Below are 16,297 nucleotides of genomic sequence, written 5' to 3'. Positions count from 1 at the left end.
GGCAGTCCAGCCGCCCAGCGCGACGTGACGCATCCCTCATTGGATGCGATGAGCGGGGAGTCTAGGGGTTGCTTGCAACGAGGCAACGAAACGTCCCGATCCGTGCACACACCGTTATCTGCGCAGGAAGTCGAGTACGGCCCGGCCGGGACTGTCGGTGGTGTATGCCAAGCTCGATCCCGTGGTGGATCAGGGACGCCGGTTGCTGGACCGCGTGCTGGCGGGTGTGCCCGCCGGGGAGTCACCCCTCACGCACGCGCGTGATTTGCCGTTACGGCAGGCAGATCACGTGCAGTGGCCTGCGTGGACGGCTCCCGCGGTCGTCGAGGCGTTCGTCGGGACGGGTGTGCGCGAGCCGTGGCGGCACCAGGCCGAGGCCGCCGCGCTGGCGTGGTCCGGGCGGCACGTGGTCCTCGCGACGGGCACGGCGTCGGGCAAGTCACTTGCCTACCAGTTGCCCGTGCTTTCCACTCTTTTGGCGGACACGAAGGCCACCGCGCTGTACCTGTCACCGACCAAAGCCCTTGGGGCGGACCAGCTCCGGTCGCTCGAGGAACTGGGCATCAAGGGGGTGCGCGCGTCGGCCTACGACGGGGACACCCCGATGGCCGAACGCGACTGGGTCAGGGCGCACGCGAACTGGGTCTTCACCAATCCGGACATGCTGCACCGCGGAATCCTTCCGCAGCACCCGAAATGGCTGCGGTTCTTCCGCCGGCTGAAGTACGTGGTGATCGACGAGTGCCATTCCTATCGGGGCGTTTTCGGTTCGCACGTGGCGTTGTTGATGCGGCGCTTGAGGAGGGTCGCGCGTAAATACGGCGCGGATCCGATCTTCGTTCTGGCATCGGCCACTGTGGCTGATCCTTCTGGATCCGCGCAGCGATTGCTGGGCGTCCCGGTTTCCGCTGTCGTGGACGACTTTTCGCCACGTGCGTCGCGCACGGTCGCGTTGTGGGAACCCCCACTGACCTCTCTGGAGGGTGAGAACGGCGCGCCCGTCCGGCGCTCGGCGGGCGCGGAGACGTCGCGCATCCTGGCCGATCTCGTCGTCGAGGGCGCACGATCGCTCGCCTTCGTGCGCTCGCGCCGCGGTGCCGAACTGACGGCACTGGGCACCCAGCGGATCCTGTCCGAAGTGGACGATGAGCTGCCTCCCCGCGTGGCCGCGTACCGGGGCGGGTTCCTGCCGGAGGAGCGGCGGGCGCTGGAGAAGGCGCTGTCCACGGGCGACCTGCTCGGCGTCGCGACCACGAACGCGCTGGAGCTCGGCGTCGACATCGCCGGACTGGACGCGGTGGTGGTGGCCGGTTTCCCCGGCACCCTGGCGTCGTTCTGGCAGCAGGCGGGCCGTGCGGGCAGGTCCGGGGACAGTGCGCTGGTCGTGTTCGTGGCGCGCGACGACCCGTTGGACACGTACCTGGTGCACAACCCGGCCGCGGTGCTGGACAGACCGGTCGAGGCGACGGTGCTGGACCCGCTGAACCCGTACGTGCTGGGCCCGCAACTGGCGTGCGCGGCGTCCGAGATGCCGTTGACACCGGCCTGCCTGGACGACTTCGGCGGGCCGCTCGCCGAGGCCGTGCTCGCCGACCTGGTGGCGGAGAAACTGCTGCGCAAACGGCCTGCCGGCTGGTACTGGGCGTCACACGACCGGCCGCACGCCGGGGTGGACATCCGCGGTTCCGGCGGAGACCAGGTGGCCGTCGTGGAGTCGGACTCGGGCCGCATGCTCGGCACCGTCGACCCGGGATCCGCCTGCTGGCAGGTGCACCCCGGCGCCGTGTACCTGCACCAGGGACGGGCGTACGTCGTCGACGAGCTCGACCTGGACAGCGGTCTCGCGATGGTGCACCGCGAAGACCCGGAGTGGACCACACAGCCGCGTGACTGCGTGGACATCACCGTCGTGCGCGAGGTCGAACGCACCGACTTCGGCGGGGTGTCGGTCTGCCTGGGCGAGGTGGAGGTGACGACCCAGGTCGTCGGCTACCTGCGCCGGCTGCCGTCCGGCGTGGTACTCGACCAGATCCCGCTCGACCTGCCAGAACAGTCGCTAAGGACCCGAGCCGTCTGGTACACCGTCGACGAGTCACTGCTGTTCGACGCCGGCGTGGAGGCAAAACGCGTCCCCGGCGCCCTGCACGCCGCCGAACACGCGGCGATCGGCCTGCTGCCGCTGTTCGCCACATGCGACAGGTGGGACATCGGCGGCGTGTCGACGGCCGCGCACCCGGACACGGGGATGCCGACGGTGTTCGTGCACGACGGCCACCCCGGCGGCGCGGGCTTCGCCGATAGAGGCCACTCGGCCCTGCGGGCCTGGCTGTCGGCGACCCGAGCCGCGATCAGTGCCTGCGGCTGCCCGATGGGCTGCCCGTCGTGCGTGCAGTCACCCAAGTGCGGCAACGGCAACGATCCGCTGGACAAGGCCGGCGCCGTGCTCGTGCTGGACGTGGTGCTGGGCAAAATCGCCTGACCGGGTGGTTGCTCCTTGGCTACCGTGGCGTCGTGAACGCATGCAGCTGCTACGCCGCCGACCGGACCCGTCGCGTCTAGGCGCGGCTGAGCCGGAAGCCCGCCGTGTCCTCTCGCGCGGCTGGGCCTGATCACTCCCGCCGCGCCCGTCCCTTCTGGCCACGGGTTCATTGGAGACTGCCTTGTTCACGCCCTTTCCGACCTCGACACCCTTCTCGCCGACCTCGTCGCGTCCGTGCACAAGATCCTCGGCCCCACCTACGTCGGTGCTTATCTCCAAGGCTCGTTCGCCTTGGGAGCCGGTGACATCCACAGCGACTGCGACTTCATCGTCGCCTGCACCGAGCTGCCGTCCGGCGATCGCGAAGCCGGGCTGCGCGCGTTGCACGCCGAGATCCCGACCCGTCCCGGCCACTGGTCGACGGAGATCGAGGGCTCGTACGCCGACGTGGAGTCACTGCGCTCGGTGGCAGGCCTCGGGGTTCCGTGGCTGTTCAACGACCACGGCACGCGCACCCTGGAGTGGGACCTGCACTGCAACAGCCCGCACGCCCGCTGGATCCTGCACCACCACGGCATCGTGCTGGACGGCCCGCCGATCACCTCACTCGTCGACGAAGTACCGGCTTCCGTGTTGCGCTCGTCGATGCTGGCCGAGTTGCCGCATGTGCTCGACGGCATTCGCGAGTGGGCGCCGATGGGCAACGCGTGGTCGCAGCGCTACATCGTCTCGGCCTACTGCCGCACGCTCTACACCATCCACACGGGAGAGGTGGAGTCCAAGCGCGGCGCCCTGTTGTGGGCGAAGAAAATGCTCGATCAGCGGTGGCACCCGCTGATCGAGCAGGTCTTGCAGGACCGGAACCTCGGCTGGCACGCCGACGCGGTTCCGCGGCCCGGATCCATGGAGGAGACCTTCGCTTTCGCTTCCTACGCGGAAACTCTCCAGCTCTAGGTCTACCACCTTTCCGTGGGGCGCGGCGGGGGCTCACGGGTACCCCCGCCGCGCTCTCCACGTGCCGAACACTGTTTTCCCGCCTGCTACCGCTTCGTGACCGGATCCCTTGGAACATCGGTGGAATCTGGTTCGTTCGTCTCGACAGGACACGCGGGAGGCGACGGTGTCGACTGTCTTCTGACGAACTCCGGGGAGGAGCCGGCTTCACCGACCGCGGCAGAGCTGGTGCTCTGCCACTAACGTCCTCGGCCCGGTCACTGGTGCGGGAGGCTGTCCTTCGGGGTGCGTGTTCGGCTTTTCGCCCGTTCCTCTGCCGGCCCCCGACGTGCGGGGTGCGGAGGCCGATCGTCGGATCGGGCTTGGTGGAACGGCCGTGCAGGGCATCGCCTTCGGGGTTGTCGGGGAGAGTCCACGACGACACCCAGCACGGCCGGGCTTCGCATTCAGTTGTGTGTCAGACGGCTTCGAGCTCGTAGCGCGCCGGGGCGTGCACGGCCTCGACGAGCGCGTCCTGCACGACGTGTGCGTCCGGCAGGTTCCAGCCGCAGACCTGCGGCTTGACCCGCCAGTGCACGACACCGTGCGCCATGGTGGTGGGCGGCAGCGGGATGTACTCCCCCTTGCCGTAGAGGTGCACGTCAGGGTTGTTGGCCAGCTCGGTGTTGAGCGTCGAGCCGGACTTCACGAGGAACATCCAGCGGCCGGACGGGGTCGCGGCGATCGGCACGGGGACGCCGATCGACCGCAGTGCGACGGCCGCGCGGCGGCCGAGGTCGGTGCCGACCTCGATCGCGTCCACGACGTGGCCGGTGGCGACGAGAAGGCTGTACGAGCGGCCCGCCCACCACGTGGCGACCTGGTCGGGACGGGTCCCGACGCGGTCCACCCAGTCGCGGTGCACGGGGATCGGGCCGTGGAGCTCGAGGCCGCTGCGGCCCGCCCACTTCGTGACGCCGTTCTCCGAACCGGCCGGATAGGTGCCGGGCAGTACGGGCCAACCGCGGTACGCGAGGCTCACGGCCTCGGCACGCAGTTCGATGCGGAAGGCCCCGCGCCAGCTATCCGACCAATCCATCTTCCGTCGCCTTCTTCCTAGGCTCTGACTCGACATCAACGTGGTGCCGGTGTTCGTAGGGACACCGCGTCGGTGCCGCCACTACAACTAACGACACCGGCACCGGCCTCCGTAACCCCCGCTCGACAACTGGTAGCTACGGAACGGCGAACGTCCTTTGCTTGACCGGGCAACTGAACTCCGCGCGTTTGGTTCGATCACCGTTCAGCATGTCCCGGCGGCAGTGTGAGTCCGCTCACCGCTGTGAGCCGACCGCTCGTCGTGCTCCAAACGGCTCGATCTTCGGCCGGACCTGCCCTGGCTCGCGCTCTCGCTGGGCCGAACGGCGTAGTCGCCGACACCTCCACAACCACCTCCCATCCGTTCACCGCGCAACTCGTCAGCTCGGCCCGATTCTCCGAGGCCACGCGTTTTGCCTGCTCACAAGCACTTTCATCGCCGTCGACGAGACGAGCGGCCGCCGCGAGCGCCGCCAGGTCGGCGGCACCGGTCACCCGGTGCCGGGCGACGACCGCCGAACCGATCCGTGCACCGGCCACCACGACGATGATCAGCGACAACATCGCCACCACACCGCTCACCGCAGCCGAACCGCGCTCGCAGCCGAACCGTTCGCCGTTCATCGCGGCTCCGGCACGGCGAACGCCCGTGCGCTGAGCGGTAAGCCCAACGGCCCGCGTTTGCTGACCACGACCTCGATCGCATCGTCTTGGGTGTCGATCACGACGCTGGCGCCGGCCACGATCCGCCCGGCTGCTTCCTCACCGCGCTGCTGTTCGCCGCGGGCGGTGAGCCGCGCCGCCTCTCTCGCCGCGTCGGTGCACCGCATCTGTTCGGTGACCGCCGTCAGCCCGTTCGCCCCCAGCCACATGGCCACGAGCAACGCGGACACGGCGATCGCCGCCTCGACCGTGACCATGCCTCGGTCGTCAGACCGAAGACAGTGCACGCTGTATCAGCCGTTCCATCAGTTCCTGCATGAAGTCGCTGGTGAGAAGCACGTAGAGCAGACCGCCGAACGCGGCCGCCGCCGCGCTTATCTGGAGTTAATCGATGTTTTCTCTGTTCAGAGCCCTGTTGTGGTGTGAGGGACGTTAGGCATGTTGTCGTCACGTCGGCTCCCGGTTGTTGTTGCGGATCATGCGGCGGAGGCTGGTGCGTGCGGCGGCGAGGTCGTCTTCGAGGGCGGTCGTGCGCGTTCGCAGGGCGTCGTTGTCGGTGAGGGCCTGGCGCAGCTGGTTGGCGAGTTCCTGGTTGCTGCTGGCGAGTTCGTCGACGCGGGCGATGAGTTCGGCGGCGTTGACCTGTTCGAGTTGCTGGCCGAGGTGCAGGCGTGCGTTGTGCCGGAGCTTGTCGCGTTCGCCGCGCAGTTGCCGGATCTCCTCGCGGGCGAGTTCGAGGTCAGTGCGCAGGCTGGCCGCGCTGGCGGTGAGGCCGGCGCGTTCGTCCCTGGCGGGCTTGTCGGACTGGTGCTGCATGGCCTTGTCGATGTGTTCGCGGACGCCGGGCGAGTAGACGAGCCAGGTGGACACCTCGGCCGCGCGGGCGACTGCGGCGAAGGTGATCCGGTCCCCGGCTTGTGTCATGTCTTCGATCACGCGCTTGACGCGTGCTCGTTTGACCCTGCTGTCGCGGTTGCGGGCTTCCTGAAGTACCTGTGTCGGTGTTCTGCTGGCCGCTGTTGTCGCGTCCGCGGTGTTCTCAGGCGCCATCGGGTGCCTCCCGGTGGATCACGGTCAGCGGCAGGGTCGTCCGGCCCTGGCCGGCGCGGGTCTTGCGCAGAACCGCGCTGGCCTCCTCGATTTCTTGCCGGTCCTGCGGGTCCATTGCCGCTAGGCCTTCGCGCATGGTGTCGCGAACCTGCTCGAAAGAGGTGATCTGCTCGCCGAGGTTGCGGATGACGAAGTCCGCGGCGTCCATCGCGAGCGCGGTCTCGCGGTCGGCGCGCAGTGCGTTGGTGTGTTCCTCGATGGCGGGCAGGTAGGACGGGTCGGGGCGGTAGAACCCGCAGCCGGAGCATTGGAACCTGATGGGGCAGGCTTGCCCGCCGGCCTTGACGTTGGAGGGCTCGATGCAGTTGCCGAACGGGACGGCGACCGAGCGAGCTTCGTAGGCGGTAGCCGAGGTGACGGGTGCTGGATTGCCGTTGCGGTCGACGACCAGTCGGCGCATCGTGTTGACCGCCTCGCGTTTCCGCTTCAGCGAGACGGTGTAGTAGCCCATCGTGGTGTTGATCTGGCGGTGGTCCATTAGCTCTTTGAGCACGTCAACGGCCACTCCGGCGTCGGCGTGGCGTTGGGCGTAGGAGTGGCGGAAGGCGTAGGGATAGATCAGAGACCGGTCGAAGGGCAGAGGTGAACCGTCCCGGCCGGGGACGTTGGAGTCGATCGATGGGAGCGCGTCGACCCAGTCGCGCAACGCCTTGGACAGGTAGCCGCTGGCCATGAAGGGTTCCTTCGCGCCCTCGGTGATGGCAGGGAACAAGTAGTCCGCGGTGCGTTTCGGAGCGAGCAGTTGCTGGCGAACTGGCAGCCAGTCGCGGATGGCCTGCGCGGTCTGCGAGGTGATCGGCAGCCGACGTCGGAGGCGCTTGCCCTTGAAGTTGTTCCAGACGAGGTTGTGGCCGTCGTCGTGCTCCAGGCAGTTCACCCGCAGTGCGCAGATCTCGCGGGGCCTGCGGCCAGTGTCGCGCAGCAGGGTGTAGGCGGTGCGGAACATGTGCCGGATCTCGTCGTCGAGCAGCTTGCCGTAGGGGAAGGAAGTCCCGAGCGTGTCGAGCTGGGTGTCCAGCTGCGCGATCACCGGCTCCGGGATCGCCTTGCCGATCTCGTCCTCGTTCTGCTCCTCGTGAGGGATGACGTGCGACTGGTGTCGGCTGAACCCTCCAGGGACCTCGTCCATGAGCCCGGCCCGGCGGCCGAACTCGAGCAGCTGGAAGAACTTCGCGACGTAGTTGCGCAGAGTGGAGTTCTTGTAGGGCTGGCCATCCTCGCGGCAGGCCTGGCGGAACCCGGCCATCACCGCGTCCATGTCATCCAGGCGGAGCTGGGTGGCGTCATGGCCGCCGCCGGTCCGGCGTTCCAAGGCGCGGGAGGCGATCACCGACGCCTTGATCGCCTCCTTGAGCGCGTCGCTGGTGGGATCGGTCTGGCGTGCCCATTCCAGCGCGACATCTCGCAGCCATGCCTGCGAGATCGTGGTGAAGTCGACCGGTTCTGCGGCGATCCGGCGCAGACGCCCGGACTTGCTGTTCGCGGAGGCGATCTTGGCCGCGGCCATGTCCCACACGTGCTTGTCGGTGGGGCTGATCCCGCACATCTTGTCGTAGCCCAGGTGCAGGGCGCGGTGCAGTTCGGTGAGGTGCGCGAGGTTGTTGGCGGACTTGCGGTGGCCGCTCAGCGCGAGGAGCTCGGCCCGGTTGGTGCCAAGCATGTGCGGCAGGTCGGTGAACGTTCTGACCAGGGCGCGGACGCAGGTGGGATCGACCTTGCCGCCGCGAGCGTCGCGCTGCTGCAGGGCGTAGAGAACTTCCCAGCGCAGCGTCGGATTCAACGGGAGCAGCGAGAAGTGGTGGGCGTAGAGGAACGGCGTTTGTGTCGTGATCCAGCGCTCGACGGGTTCGTGCCGGGCCTCGCGGCGGTACTTGGCATCGTGGTAAATGCAGAGCGTTTTCAGGCCCCAGAGCTCCATGCCGCAGCGCCGGACGGAGCAAGTCCCGGCTCGGCCGGGCCGGGGCTGGGGAACGGTGCTCAGCCACTCGTCCAGGTCCAGCTCTGGCTCGCGTTTCGATGCGGTGTGCCAGGCGTGGTAGTGGTTGACGCAGAGCCGCCGGCAGTAGGACGGGTCAGCGCACTGGGTCCCGTCGCGCTCGACGACGCAGCGGCGCTGGAACCGGCCCGGCGAACCTTTGCGACGCATCGGAACGTAGGTGTCGGCGAACTCCTCGACGCTCAGCCCGGTGGCTGCCTGTTCACGGATGCAGGGCGTGCAGAACCCCCGGCTGTTGCTGATGGAGGTGCAGGCCGTGGTGCGGCACCAGTAGGCGATGGTCTGCTCGTTGTCCGGGTCGCCGACGAAGTACCAGTCCTCGCCGAACCACTCGCCGGACCGCCAGTTCGGGTCGATCTGGTCACGCAACCAGGACACCCACCGCGTCAGGTCCGGGCTGGGCAGCGGCGTGACAAGCGCCGCGACGGGGGCGGTCATCGGGCACCCGCCCGACCGGCCGCGACCCGCTCAACGGCGTCGCGTTTGTCCTGGTCGGTGGGGTGCAGGTAGGGCTCCATCGACGACTGGGACACATGGCCGAGTAGGTGCTGCACGACGTCCCGGTCGACGCCGGCGCGAATCCACGAGGTCGCCGCCGAGTGCCGCAGCATGTGTGGCCGCGCGGTGAAACCGGCCCGCAGAGCGAGCCTGTTGAACAAGTCCTTGGCGTTGTCGTAGCCCATCGGCCTGCCCAGCGGCGGCCGGAACAGGTTCACGAACACCATGTCCGACGCCGCGGCCTCCGAGACCAGGTCTCGTTCGTGCTGGTAGTCCGCATAGTGGGCGACGACCAGGTCGGTGACCGGGATCGACCGGGCGAATCGGGACTTCGCCAGCGCCCCGTTGGGGTTCATCCGCCGCCGGACGTGGACGTGCGCTCCGGTGACCTGGCAGCCAAGGCAGTCGGCGCGGGCGAGGAAGTGCATGTCCTCCCGGCGCAGCCCAAGCGCTTCGCCGATCCGCACCCCGGTGCAGACCAGCAGCGAGACCAGGAACCGGTCCCGCGCCCGCGTGGTCACCGCCAGCAGCCGGTTGAGCTGATCGTCCGCAAGCCACTCGTAGCCATCTTGCGCAACCGCGAACCGCACGGTTTTTGCTTGCACCGTACGAAATTCGCCTTTCTCGCCGGTGTCGAAGCCTGCCGGGACGAACTTCAGGAACTTCGGCTCCGACAACTGCGCGGCCACCTCAACGGGCACCCACTGGTGCACGGCGCCGAACCGCAGGAACTCGCACACCGTGGTCAGCACCGCGTTCGCGGTGCCCTTCGAGCGGTACCTCGTCGTCGATGCCTTCGGCCCACGTGGCGGCAACGGTTCGGCGACCAGCCAGTGCAGGAATCGGGACAGCACCAGCACGCTCGGTGTACGCCAGTCCAGGCCCTGCTTGTCGCAATAGGACAAGTACAACGCCAGTCTGCTCGCGTAGACCCGCTCGGTGTTGATCGACCGGTCCAACGCTCGCAAACCGGCCAGGTACGCCGTCGACTCGACGTGGATCACGAAGTCCTCGTCGATGACGGTCCAGCGGACGGTGCCATCAGTGGGCGAGATCGCCCGCTCGGCTTGGAAGATCACCGCCGGAACGTAGTGAACGTGCCAGAGAACTACCGGATATCTCGCTGTCACGCGCCAGGGTGATCCTTGAACCCACGTGGCAGTCACCGGATCGGCTCCTCCAGATAACCAGCGTCCCGATCGCGTACTCCACCGTGCTCATGCCGCTGTCGTCCTTGAGCAGTTCCATCTGCTTCTCCTAGTTGAGGAATTGGCCGGCCAGCCCCAGCACCACCGGCGCGACGCCGAGGCACAGAAAAGCCGGGAGGAAACACAGTGCGAGCGGCGCCGCCACCGCGACCGCGGCCTGCTGCGCCTTGGCCTCGGCGTCGTCACGCGCCTCGGCTCTGGTCCGTTCGGCGAGTTCAGCGGTCTGCCGGGCCAGTGCCGCACCCGATCGCGCCGTCCGGCGCGCAGCCCTCGCGAGCAGCGCCGTCGCGGGCTGGTCGAGCGCGGACGCCCACGCCGTGACCGGATCTGCGCCGAGCCTGAGCATCTCGGCGACCTGGCTCAGTTCCTTCATCCCGACCGCCTGGATCGCCGTGGGCACCGGCAACCCGGCTTTCAGGCACGCGGCCAGCAGATCCCAGGTCGCCGCCCGTTCGAACGGACCGTCCGGCTTCGTCCTGCCGTGCGGCGGGTCGTGGGACCTGGGCTTGAACCGGTCAATCGATCGTCGTGGCGCCGGTGCCAGCAGGACTGCCAGCGCGAGCAGGAGGAACGTCACGGCTGCACCTCCGTGATCCGCTGCGTCCACCACACCCCCGCAGCCCCGAGCACCGCGCCCAGCGCCAGCAGGAACTGCCCGGCCGCCGTGCTCGTGAGGACGTGGAACGGCCTGGCACCGCTGAACTCGCCCAGCAACACGCCCAGTACCGGAAGCACCGCCAGCACCAGCGCGCTGGCCCGCGGTCCGGCCATCCGCGCGTGCACCTGCCGCGCGAACGCCGCACGTTGATCGAGATCGCGCTTCGTGGCATCGAGGACGTCCGCCAGCGCCACACCGTGCTTCGCCGACACGTGCCACGCCCTGGCCAGCTGGTCCACGGCTTTGTCGAGCAACGGCTGCTTCATCTCGCGCAACGTCCGCTCCACATCGCCACCGAGCCTCGACGCGGCCGCCGCGGCTTTCAGCACCTCCTTCGCCGGCGCAGGCGTGTCCTCCGCCGCGCTTTCGGCTGCCTGGGCCGGGTGCGCACCCACCCGCAGCTCGTCGATCACGCCGCCCAGGCCGTTGCTCAACCCTGCCGCGGCTTGCCGGAGCGCCTTGTTCCGCCTGTGCTGCTTGAGGATTCGCCGCCCGGTCACCGCCAGCACCGCTCCGGCGACCAGTCCGCCCACGCCCGCGACGAGGTAGGTGACCGTCGCCGCGGCCGCCAGCCAGATGTACGGCGGCACAACGACTTCTCTCTTGCTTTGCGGCCTGAGTCTTCGGACCGATCTGAGGTGCGGCCAGACGATCAGCGCCGTCGCCAGCAGCAGAAGGCTCAGCACAGCAACTCCTTCGCGAGCCACCCGCCTTCTCGCGTCCAGACTGGACGGACCGCGAGTTCCGGCGTCCGCTCGAACACCCCGATCTCGTTGAGGTACCTGCTGTTGTCGTCCCGGCGCATGTGGAGCACGACCCGGACCGCCGCCGCGACCTGACTGCGCAACGCTTCGGGTGAGAGCCCACCCAACGCCCCCAACGCTTCGAGCCGCGCGGGCACCTCCGCCGGCGAGTTGGCGTGCAACGTCCCGGCGCCACCTTCGTGCCCGGTGTTGAGCGAGGTGAGCAGCTCCTTCACCTCGGCACCGCGCACCTCCCCGACCACGATCCGGTCGGGCCGCATCCGCAGGGCCTCCCGCACCAGTCCCCTGGTGGTGATCTCACCGGCCCCCTCGACGTTCGCCGGCCGCGCGGTGAGCCGCACGAACTGCGGATGGTCGGGACACAGCTCGCTCGCATCCTCGACACACACGATGCGTTCGGCCGGCGACACACAACCCAGCAGCGCCGACAACAACGACGTCTTGCCCGACCCGGTCCCCCCGATCACCAGGAACGCCAAGCGCTTCCGGACGATCGCCCGCAACGCGTCAGCGATCTCGGCGTCGAACGTGCCGAGTTCCTGCAACGCCCGCAGGTCGTGCGTCGCCGGCCTGAGGACGCGCAGCGACAGGCACGTGCGATCCGCGATGGGCGGCAACACCGCGTGCAGCCGGACCCCGCTTCCGGGCAACCACCCGTCGACGCACGGCGAGGCGTCGTCGAGCCGCCTGCCCGCCGCCACCGCCAGCCGTTGGGCGAGGCGCCGCACGGCGTCCTCGTCGGGAAAGGTGACGCCGGTCCGGCGCAGGCCCGTCGTGCCGTCGACCCACACCTGGTCCGGCGCGGTGACGAGGACGTCGGTGGTGCCGGGGTCGTCGAGAAGCGGGTCGAGGGGCCCGGCACCGCTGAACTCCTGGCGGAGCACCTGGAGTGCTTCGAGGACGTCCGAGTCGGCCAGGACGCCGCCGGCCTCGGAGCGAACCGCATGCGCCACGACGGCCGCGGTCATCTCCATGTCGGCGCCGGCCAGACGGTGGCGGACCCGGTCGATGAGGGCGGAGGTCATGTCGCCTCCGGGCGGTGGGCGTGACGGCCGTAGGTGATCTCGCGGCCGGTGAGGCGGAGCCAGGTTTCCTGGCACCAGATGAGGAAGCGGTTCACTTCGGCTCCTCCTTGAAGATGTAGCGGGGCGGGTAGAGGCGGCGGTAGACGACGAGGTTGCGCAGCATCCGGCCGAGGATGCGAAGCAGGATCACGGCTGGAACTCCTTCGGTGGCAACGGGATGCGGAGGCGCTGACTACGGGCGGAGGGGTCGCTTGGCTGGGGAGACCGGCTGGAGGTCGGAGGTCAGCTGAACGGGCGGTCACTCGGCAGAGGGCTCCTGGGCGGAGGCTTTGAGGCGGCGGAGGGGGTCGTGGAGGCCGTGCGGTTCGCGGGGACGGGGATGTGCGGCGGAAGCTGCTAGGTGGTGGCGCGGAAGCGGTGCGTCCCACAGAGACAAGGCGTGCGGCGGACACTGCGATGCAGTGGCGGAGGCCGTGCGTTCCACGGGCACGGGGACGTGCAGTGCTAGGTGGTGGCAGAGGGTGGATCGGAAGCGGTGCGTCCCACAGGGACAAGGGCGCGCGGCGGAGACTGCGAGGTGGTGGCGGAGGCCGTGCGGCTCGCAGGCACAGGGGCGTGCAGCGGAAGCTGCGAGGCAGTGGCAGAGGGTGACGCGGACGCGGTGCGTCCCACAGGGACAAGGGCGCGCGGCGGAGACTGCGAGGCGGCGGCGGAGGCCGTGCCGTTCGCAGGCACAGGCACGTGCAGCGGAAGCTGCGAGGCAGTGGCAGAGGGTGACGCGCACGCGGTAAGTCCCGCAGGGACAAGGGCGCGCGGCGGAGACTGCGAGGCGGCGGCGGAGCCCGTGCCGTTCGCAGGCACAGGCACGTGCAGCGGAAGCTGGGAGGCGGCGGAGGAGGGTGACGCGGACGCGGTAAGTCCCGCAGGGACAAGGGCGCGCGGCGGACACTGCGAGGCGGCGGAGGAGGCCGTGCCGTTCGCAGGCACAGGGACGTGTAGCGGAAGCTGCGAAACGCCAGCGGGCGGTGACGTGGAAGCGGTGCGTCTCGCGGAGCCAGGGGCGTGCGGGCGGGTGCTGGTCTGAGCCGGAACCTGCTCTGCCGCAAGGAAGTGGTGGGAGGAACGGGGGTGCGGGGCCTCCGCCCCGTCGCCGCGCAGGACCGGGATGCAGCCGCAGCCGAAGGAGTCCGTCGACACGGTCTCGGTGTCTCCCGTGGCGAGCGCGGAGTACTTGGCCTCGGCGGCCACCACGACACTCGCTGCGGCTTCCGGGGCGCTCACGGGCGGAGCTCCTTCAGGACCACGCGGGCCGCGGTGGCGAGCGGGCCCTTCGGGTTGCGGGGGAAGCGGCCCCGTTCGAGCACCTCGGACAGGCCCGGTTCCGGGCGCATCGAGGTCAGGAGGGGGACGCCGATCACGTCGGCCATCTCGGCCGGCTGGAGGTTGCCTGGGGACGGGCCGCGGACCACCAGGCGGAGGTTGCGGCCGTTGGTCAGGAGGGTGGTGGCCACTCGGCTGGCGGCCGCGGTGGCGCGGACCTCGGCCGGGACCACGAGGATCGTCAGGTCCGTGCGGTCCAGGGCTGCCGAGGCGGAGGCTGTGGGGAAGCGCGGGAGGTCGCAGATCACCGTGCAGCCCGCCCTGCGGCCCGCGTCCAGGACTGCCGCCACCGCTGCCGGTTCCGGGTCCGGGGCGGACCTGTCGCAGGCCAGGACGGTCAGGTTGCCCGTGGTCGGCAGGGCGGCTCGCAGGGCCGACATCGGGACCCTGCCGCCGGTGGCGTGCACGCCCGGCCAGCGGGCGCCCTGGTCGGACTCGGTGCCCAGGGCCAGGTCTATGCCTCCGCCGAGGGGGTCGCAGTCGACCAGCATCGCTTCGCCGCCCAGGGCCACCGCCTCGCGGCCGCAGGCTATGGCGAGGGTCGAGGCTCCTGCGCCTCCTCTGCCGCCGATGAACGACACCACGCGGCCCCGGTCCGAGGGCGGGCCCTCGCCCAGGTCGCTCAGCGCCGAGACCAGGGAGCGGCCCTCCGCCGGTAGTTCCAGGACGCCGTCCGCGCCCAGGGCCACGGCCGGTGCCCACGGCGGGTCGCCTCCGTGGACCACGAGGACGCCGGTGCGGCGGGGGAAGCCCGCGTCCAGGCAGGCGGAGACCGCGGCGGGGTCGAGGAGGACCAAGGGGGCGGTGTGCCACTGCGAGCGCAACGACGTGATGTCGGGGGCGCAGGAGAGCGGGCAGTCGGCCGCGGCGGCGACGCGGAGGACCTCGTCGAGCAGGTCCTGGTCCGTGAGCAGGGTGATGGGGTGGGTCATGGGACTGACCGTGGCTGGTCGTGATGAATGACACAACGGGGTGAAGATCCACTTGTGGACAACACGGCGACTGTGGACAAGTCGCGATCTTGGAAGCCTTGCCGGGCCGGAACTGTCGGACCCGTGTGGGAGCCTGAAGGGTTGGGCACTCGGCGCTCGGACAGGAGCGGCAGAGGTCCAGTCGCACCGAGGCGGAAACGGGGTCCGGATATGGGACGACCCCCGCCAGGGGGGAGGGACGGGGGTCGTCAATGGTTCAGTCCCGGGGGGTCGGACTGAACCCGTCCGTCGAACCGGACTCTCCTACTGTATCCCCATGCGCCAGTGCTGCGCGCAACTTCCGCAACAGCTGAGGGCCAAGTTTCGGTAACCGTGAAGCACCAGGGTTTCGTACACGAACGAAATGCCGCCCGAACGGCCTACTGGCGAGTACACCTAAGCTGAGGCACATGAGCCGGATCGCCGCCTTCTTCGACCTCGACAAGACCGTCATCGCGAAGTCGAGCACGCTGGCGTTCAGCCGGCCCTTCTTCCAGGAGGGTCTGATCAACCGCCGCGCGGTGCTGAAGAGCGCATATGCGCAGTTCGTGTTCATGCTCGCCGGCGCGGACGCGGATCAGATGGACCGCATGCGCGCGCACATCACGGCGCTCGCCGCCGGCTGGGACGTGGAGCAGATTCGCAGCATCGTCAACGAGACGCTGTTCGACATCGTCGATCCTCTTGTCTACAAAGAGGCGACACAGTTGATCGCCGACCACAAGGCGGAGGGCCACGACGTGGTCATCGTCAGCGCGTCCGGCGAGGAACTGGTCGCCCCCATTGCCCAGATGATCGGGGCGGACTACAGCGTCGGCACGAAGATGGTGGTCCACGACGGCCGCTACACCGGTGACGTCGCCTTCTACTGCGCCGCCGACAACAAGGCGGTCGCGATCAAGCAGCTGGCCGCCGAGCACGGGTACGACCTGTCGAAGAGCTACGCGTACTCGGACAGCGTCACGGACCTGCCGATGCTGGAGGTCGTCGGCCACCCGACGGCCGTGAACCCCGACCGGGGCCTGCGCCGCATCGCCGTCGAGAAGGACTGGCCGGTGCAGCAGTTCGTCGACCCGGTGAGCCTGCGCTCCCGCATCCCCACCCCCTCGGGCAAGGCGGTCGCGGTCACGGCCATCGGCATCGGCGCGGTCGCGGCGGCCGGAGCGGCCTGGTACGGCCTGCGCCGCAAGCGGTCCCGCGACTGAAGTCAAGCCCCGGCGGCCACATTGCACCGAGAAGAGACGGGTACCGGCGAGTAGCGGCAACGCGCCGCACACGTGGTGCCCCCGGTGGGTGTCCGGCGCCGCCCGCCCGGCGGTACCGAACACGAACACAACCTCACAAATCCAGAAACCCCAGTACTTTCACTACTGAACGTGGCTTGACCGGTGCACCCGTCCGAGCCCTTGCTGTGACCGGGCCCACGCACTTAAATAGGTGGTGCGGACCTGGGGTCGGCCAGGGGCCAGACGAAGAGAAGTCAGGATCCACCCCGACCAAGCTCCGTGCGCGGA

The 16,297-nt window shown here is 69.3% G+C and carries 15 protein-coding genes; 3 read left to right on the top strand and 12 right to left on the bottom strand.

The genetic code is table 11. The features are described from left to right. Nucleotides 1-181: 181 nt before the first annotated feature. Nucleotides 182-2,479, top strand: coding sequence for a DEAD/DEAH box helicase (locus tag BLR21_RS21075; RefSeq protein ID WP_256334836.1), 2,298 nt, complete (start codon nucleotides 182-184; stop codon nucleotides 2,477-2,479). 234 nt (nucleotides 2,480-2,713) lie between these two features. Continuing rightward, nucleotides 2,714-3,433: an aminoglycoside adenylyltransferase domain-containing protein gene (locus BLR21_RS21070; protein WP_256334835.1), complete on the top strand. Its 720-nt coding sequence runs from the start codon at nucleotides 2,714-2,716 to the stop codon at nucleotides 3,431-3,433. A 457-nt stretch (nucleotides 3,434-3,890) separates the two neighbouring features. On the opposite strand, the gene BLR21_RS21065 is transcribed toward BLR21_RS21070, so the two are convergent. The 12 genes from BLR21_RS21065 to ssd all read right to left on the bottom strand — a co-directional run bounded on the left by BLR21_RS21065 (nucleotide 3,891) and on the right by ssd (nucleotide 14,744). Beyond that, entirely contained in the window at nucleotides 3,891-4,511 is a 621-nt protein-coding gene (locus tag BLR21_RS21065; RefSeq protein WP_090007534.1) for a bifunctional DNA primase/polymerase, read from the bottom strand. A 197-nt stretch (nucleotides 4,512-4,708) separates the two neighbouring features. Then, entirely contained in the window at nucleotides 4,709-5,134 is a 426-nt protein-coding gene (locus tag BLR21_RS21060) for an Rv3654c family TadE-like protein (RefSeq protein ID WP_090007533.1), read from the bottom strand. Beyond that, the gene (locus BLR21_RS21055; protein WP_090007532.1) at nucleotides 5,131-5,430 is read right to left on the bottom strand and encodes a TadE family type IV pilus minor pilin; all 300 of its coding nucleotides are present in this window, start codon (nucleotides 5,428-5,430) and stop codon (nucleotides 5,131-5,133) included. The genes BLR21_RS21060 and BLR21_RS21055 overlap by 4 nt, the downstream gene beginning before the upstream one ends. A gap of 10 nt (nucleotides 5,431-5,440) precedes the next feature. After that, nucleotides 5,441-5,551, bottom strand: a complete 111-nt coding sequence (locus tag BLR21_RS21050; protein WP_090007786.1) for a DUF4244 domain-containing protein — start codon at nucleotides 5,549-5,551, stop codon at nucleotides 5,441-5,443. Nucleotides 5,552-5,620: 69 nt separating this feature from the next. After that, on the bottom strand, nucleotides 5,621-6,223 hold the full coding sequence (locus BLR21_RS21045) for a DUF6262 family protein (RefSeq protein WP_176929724.1): 603 nt from the start codon (nucleotides 6,221-6,223) through the stop codon (nucleotides 5,621-5,623). Continuing rightward, the gene (locus BLR21_RS21040; RefSeq protein WP_090007531.1) at nucleotides 6,213-8,717 is read right to left on the bottom strand and encodes a tyrosine-type recombinase/integrase; all 2,505 of its coding nucleotides are present in this window, start codon (nucleotides 8,715-8,717) and stop codon (nucleotides 6,213-6,215) included. Before BLR21_RS21040 ends, BLR21_RS21045 begins: the two co-directional genes overlap by 11 nt. Then, nucleotides 8,714-9,856 carry a tyrosine-type recombinase/integrase gene (locus BLR21_RS21035; RefSeq protein ID WP_218130917.1) on the bottom strand — a complete coding sequence of 381 codons (1,143 nt, stop codon included), beginning with the start codon at nucleotides 9,854-9,856 and terminating at the stop codon, nucleotides 8,714-8,716. Before BLR21_RS21035 ends, BLR21_RS21040 begins: the two co-directional genes overlap by 4 nt. Further along, entirely contained in the window at nucleotides 9,819-10,025 is a 207-nt protein-coding gene (locus tag BLR21_RS41720) for a DUF4244 domain-containing protein (RefSeq protein WP_143027799.1), read from the bottom strand. Before BLR21_RS41720 ends, BLR21_RS21035 begins: the two co-directional genes overlap by 38 nt. 9 nt (nucleotides 10,026-10,034) lie before the next feature. Continuing rightward, a complete protein-coding gene (locus tag BLR21_RS21030) occupies nucleotides 10,035-10,562 on the bottom strand; it encodes a type II secretion system F family protein (protein WP_090007530.1) in 528 nt (175 codons plus the stop codon). Continuing rightward, on the bottom strand, nucleotides 10,559-11,329 hold the full coding sequence (locus tag BLR21_RS21025; protein ID WP_256334834.1) for a type II secretion system F family protein: 771 nt from the start codon (nucleotides 11,327-11,329) through the stop codon (nucleotides 10,559-10,561). The genes BLR21_RS21030 and BLR21_RS21025 overlap by 4 nt, the downstream gene beginning before the upstream one ends. Beyond that, nucleotides 11,323-12,432 carry a TadA family conjugal transfer-associated ATPase gene (locus BLR21_RS21020; protein WP_090007529.1) on the bottom strand — a complete coding sequence of 370 codons (1,110 nt, stop codon included), beginning with the start codon at nucleotides 12,430-12,432 and terminating at the stop codon, nucleotides 11,323-11,325. The genes BLR21_RS21025 and BLR21_RS21020 overlap by 7 nt, the downstream gene beginning before the upstream one ends. A gap of 1,277 nt (nucleotides 12,433-13,709) precedes the next feature. Next, entirely contained in the window at nucleotides 13,710-14,744 is a 1,035-nt protein-coding gene (ssd, locus tag BLR21_RS21015; RefSeq protein WP_090007528.1) for a septum site-determining protein Ssd, read from the bottom strand. 449 nt (nucleotides 14,745-15,193) lie between these two features. Here ssd and BLR21_RS21010 point away from each other — a divergent pair, with 449 nt between their 5' ends. Continuing rightward, on the top strand, nucleotides 15,194-15,988 hold the full coding sequence (locus BLR21_RS21010) for an HAD family hydrolase (protein WP_090007527.1): 795 nt from the start codon (nucleotides 15,194-15,196) through the stop codon (nucleotides 15,986-15,988). Nucleotides 15,989-16,297 lie beyond the last annotated feature (309 nt).

The sequence above is a fragment of the Lentzea albidocapillata subsp. violacea genome (assembly GCF_900100275.1).
Classification (GTDB): domain Bacteria; phylum Actinomycetota; class Actinomycetes; order Mycobacteriales; family Pseudonocardiaceae; genus Lentzea; species Lentzea violacea.
Note: the sequence above shows the minus strand (reverse complement) of the source record. Positions and strands in the feature narration are given on the sequence as shown.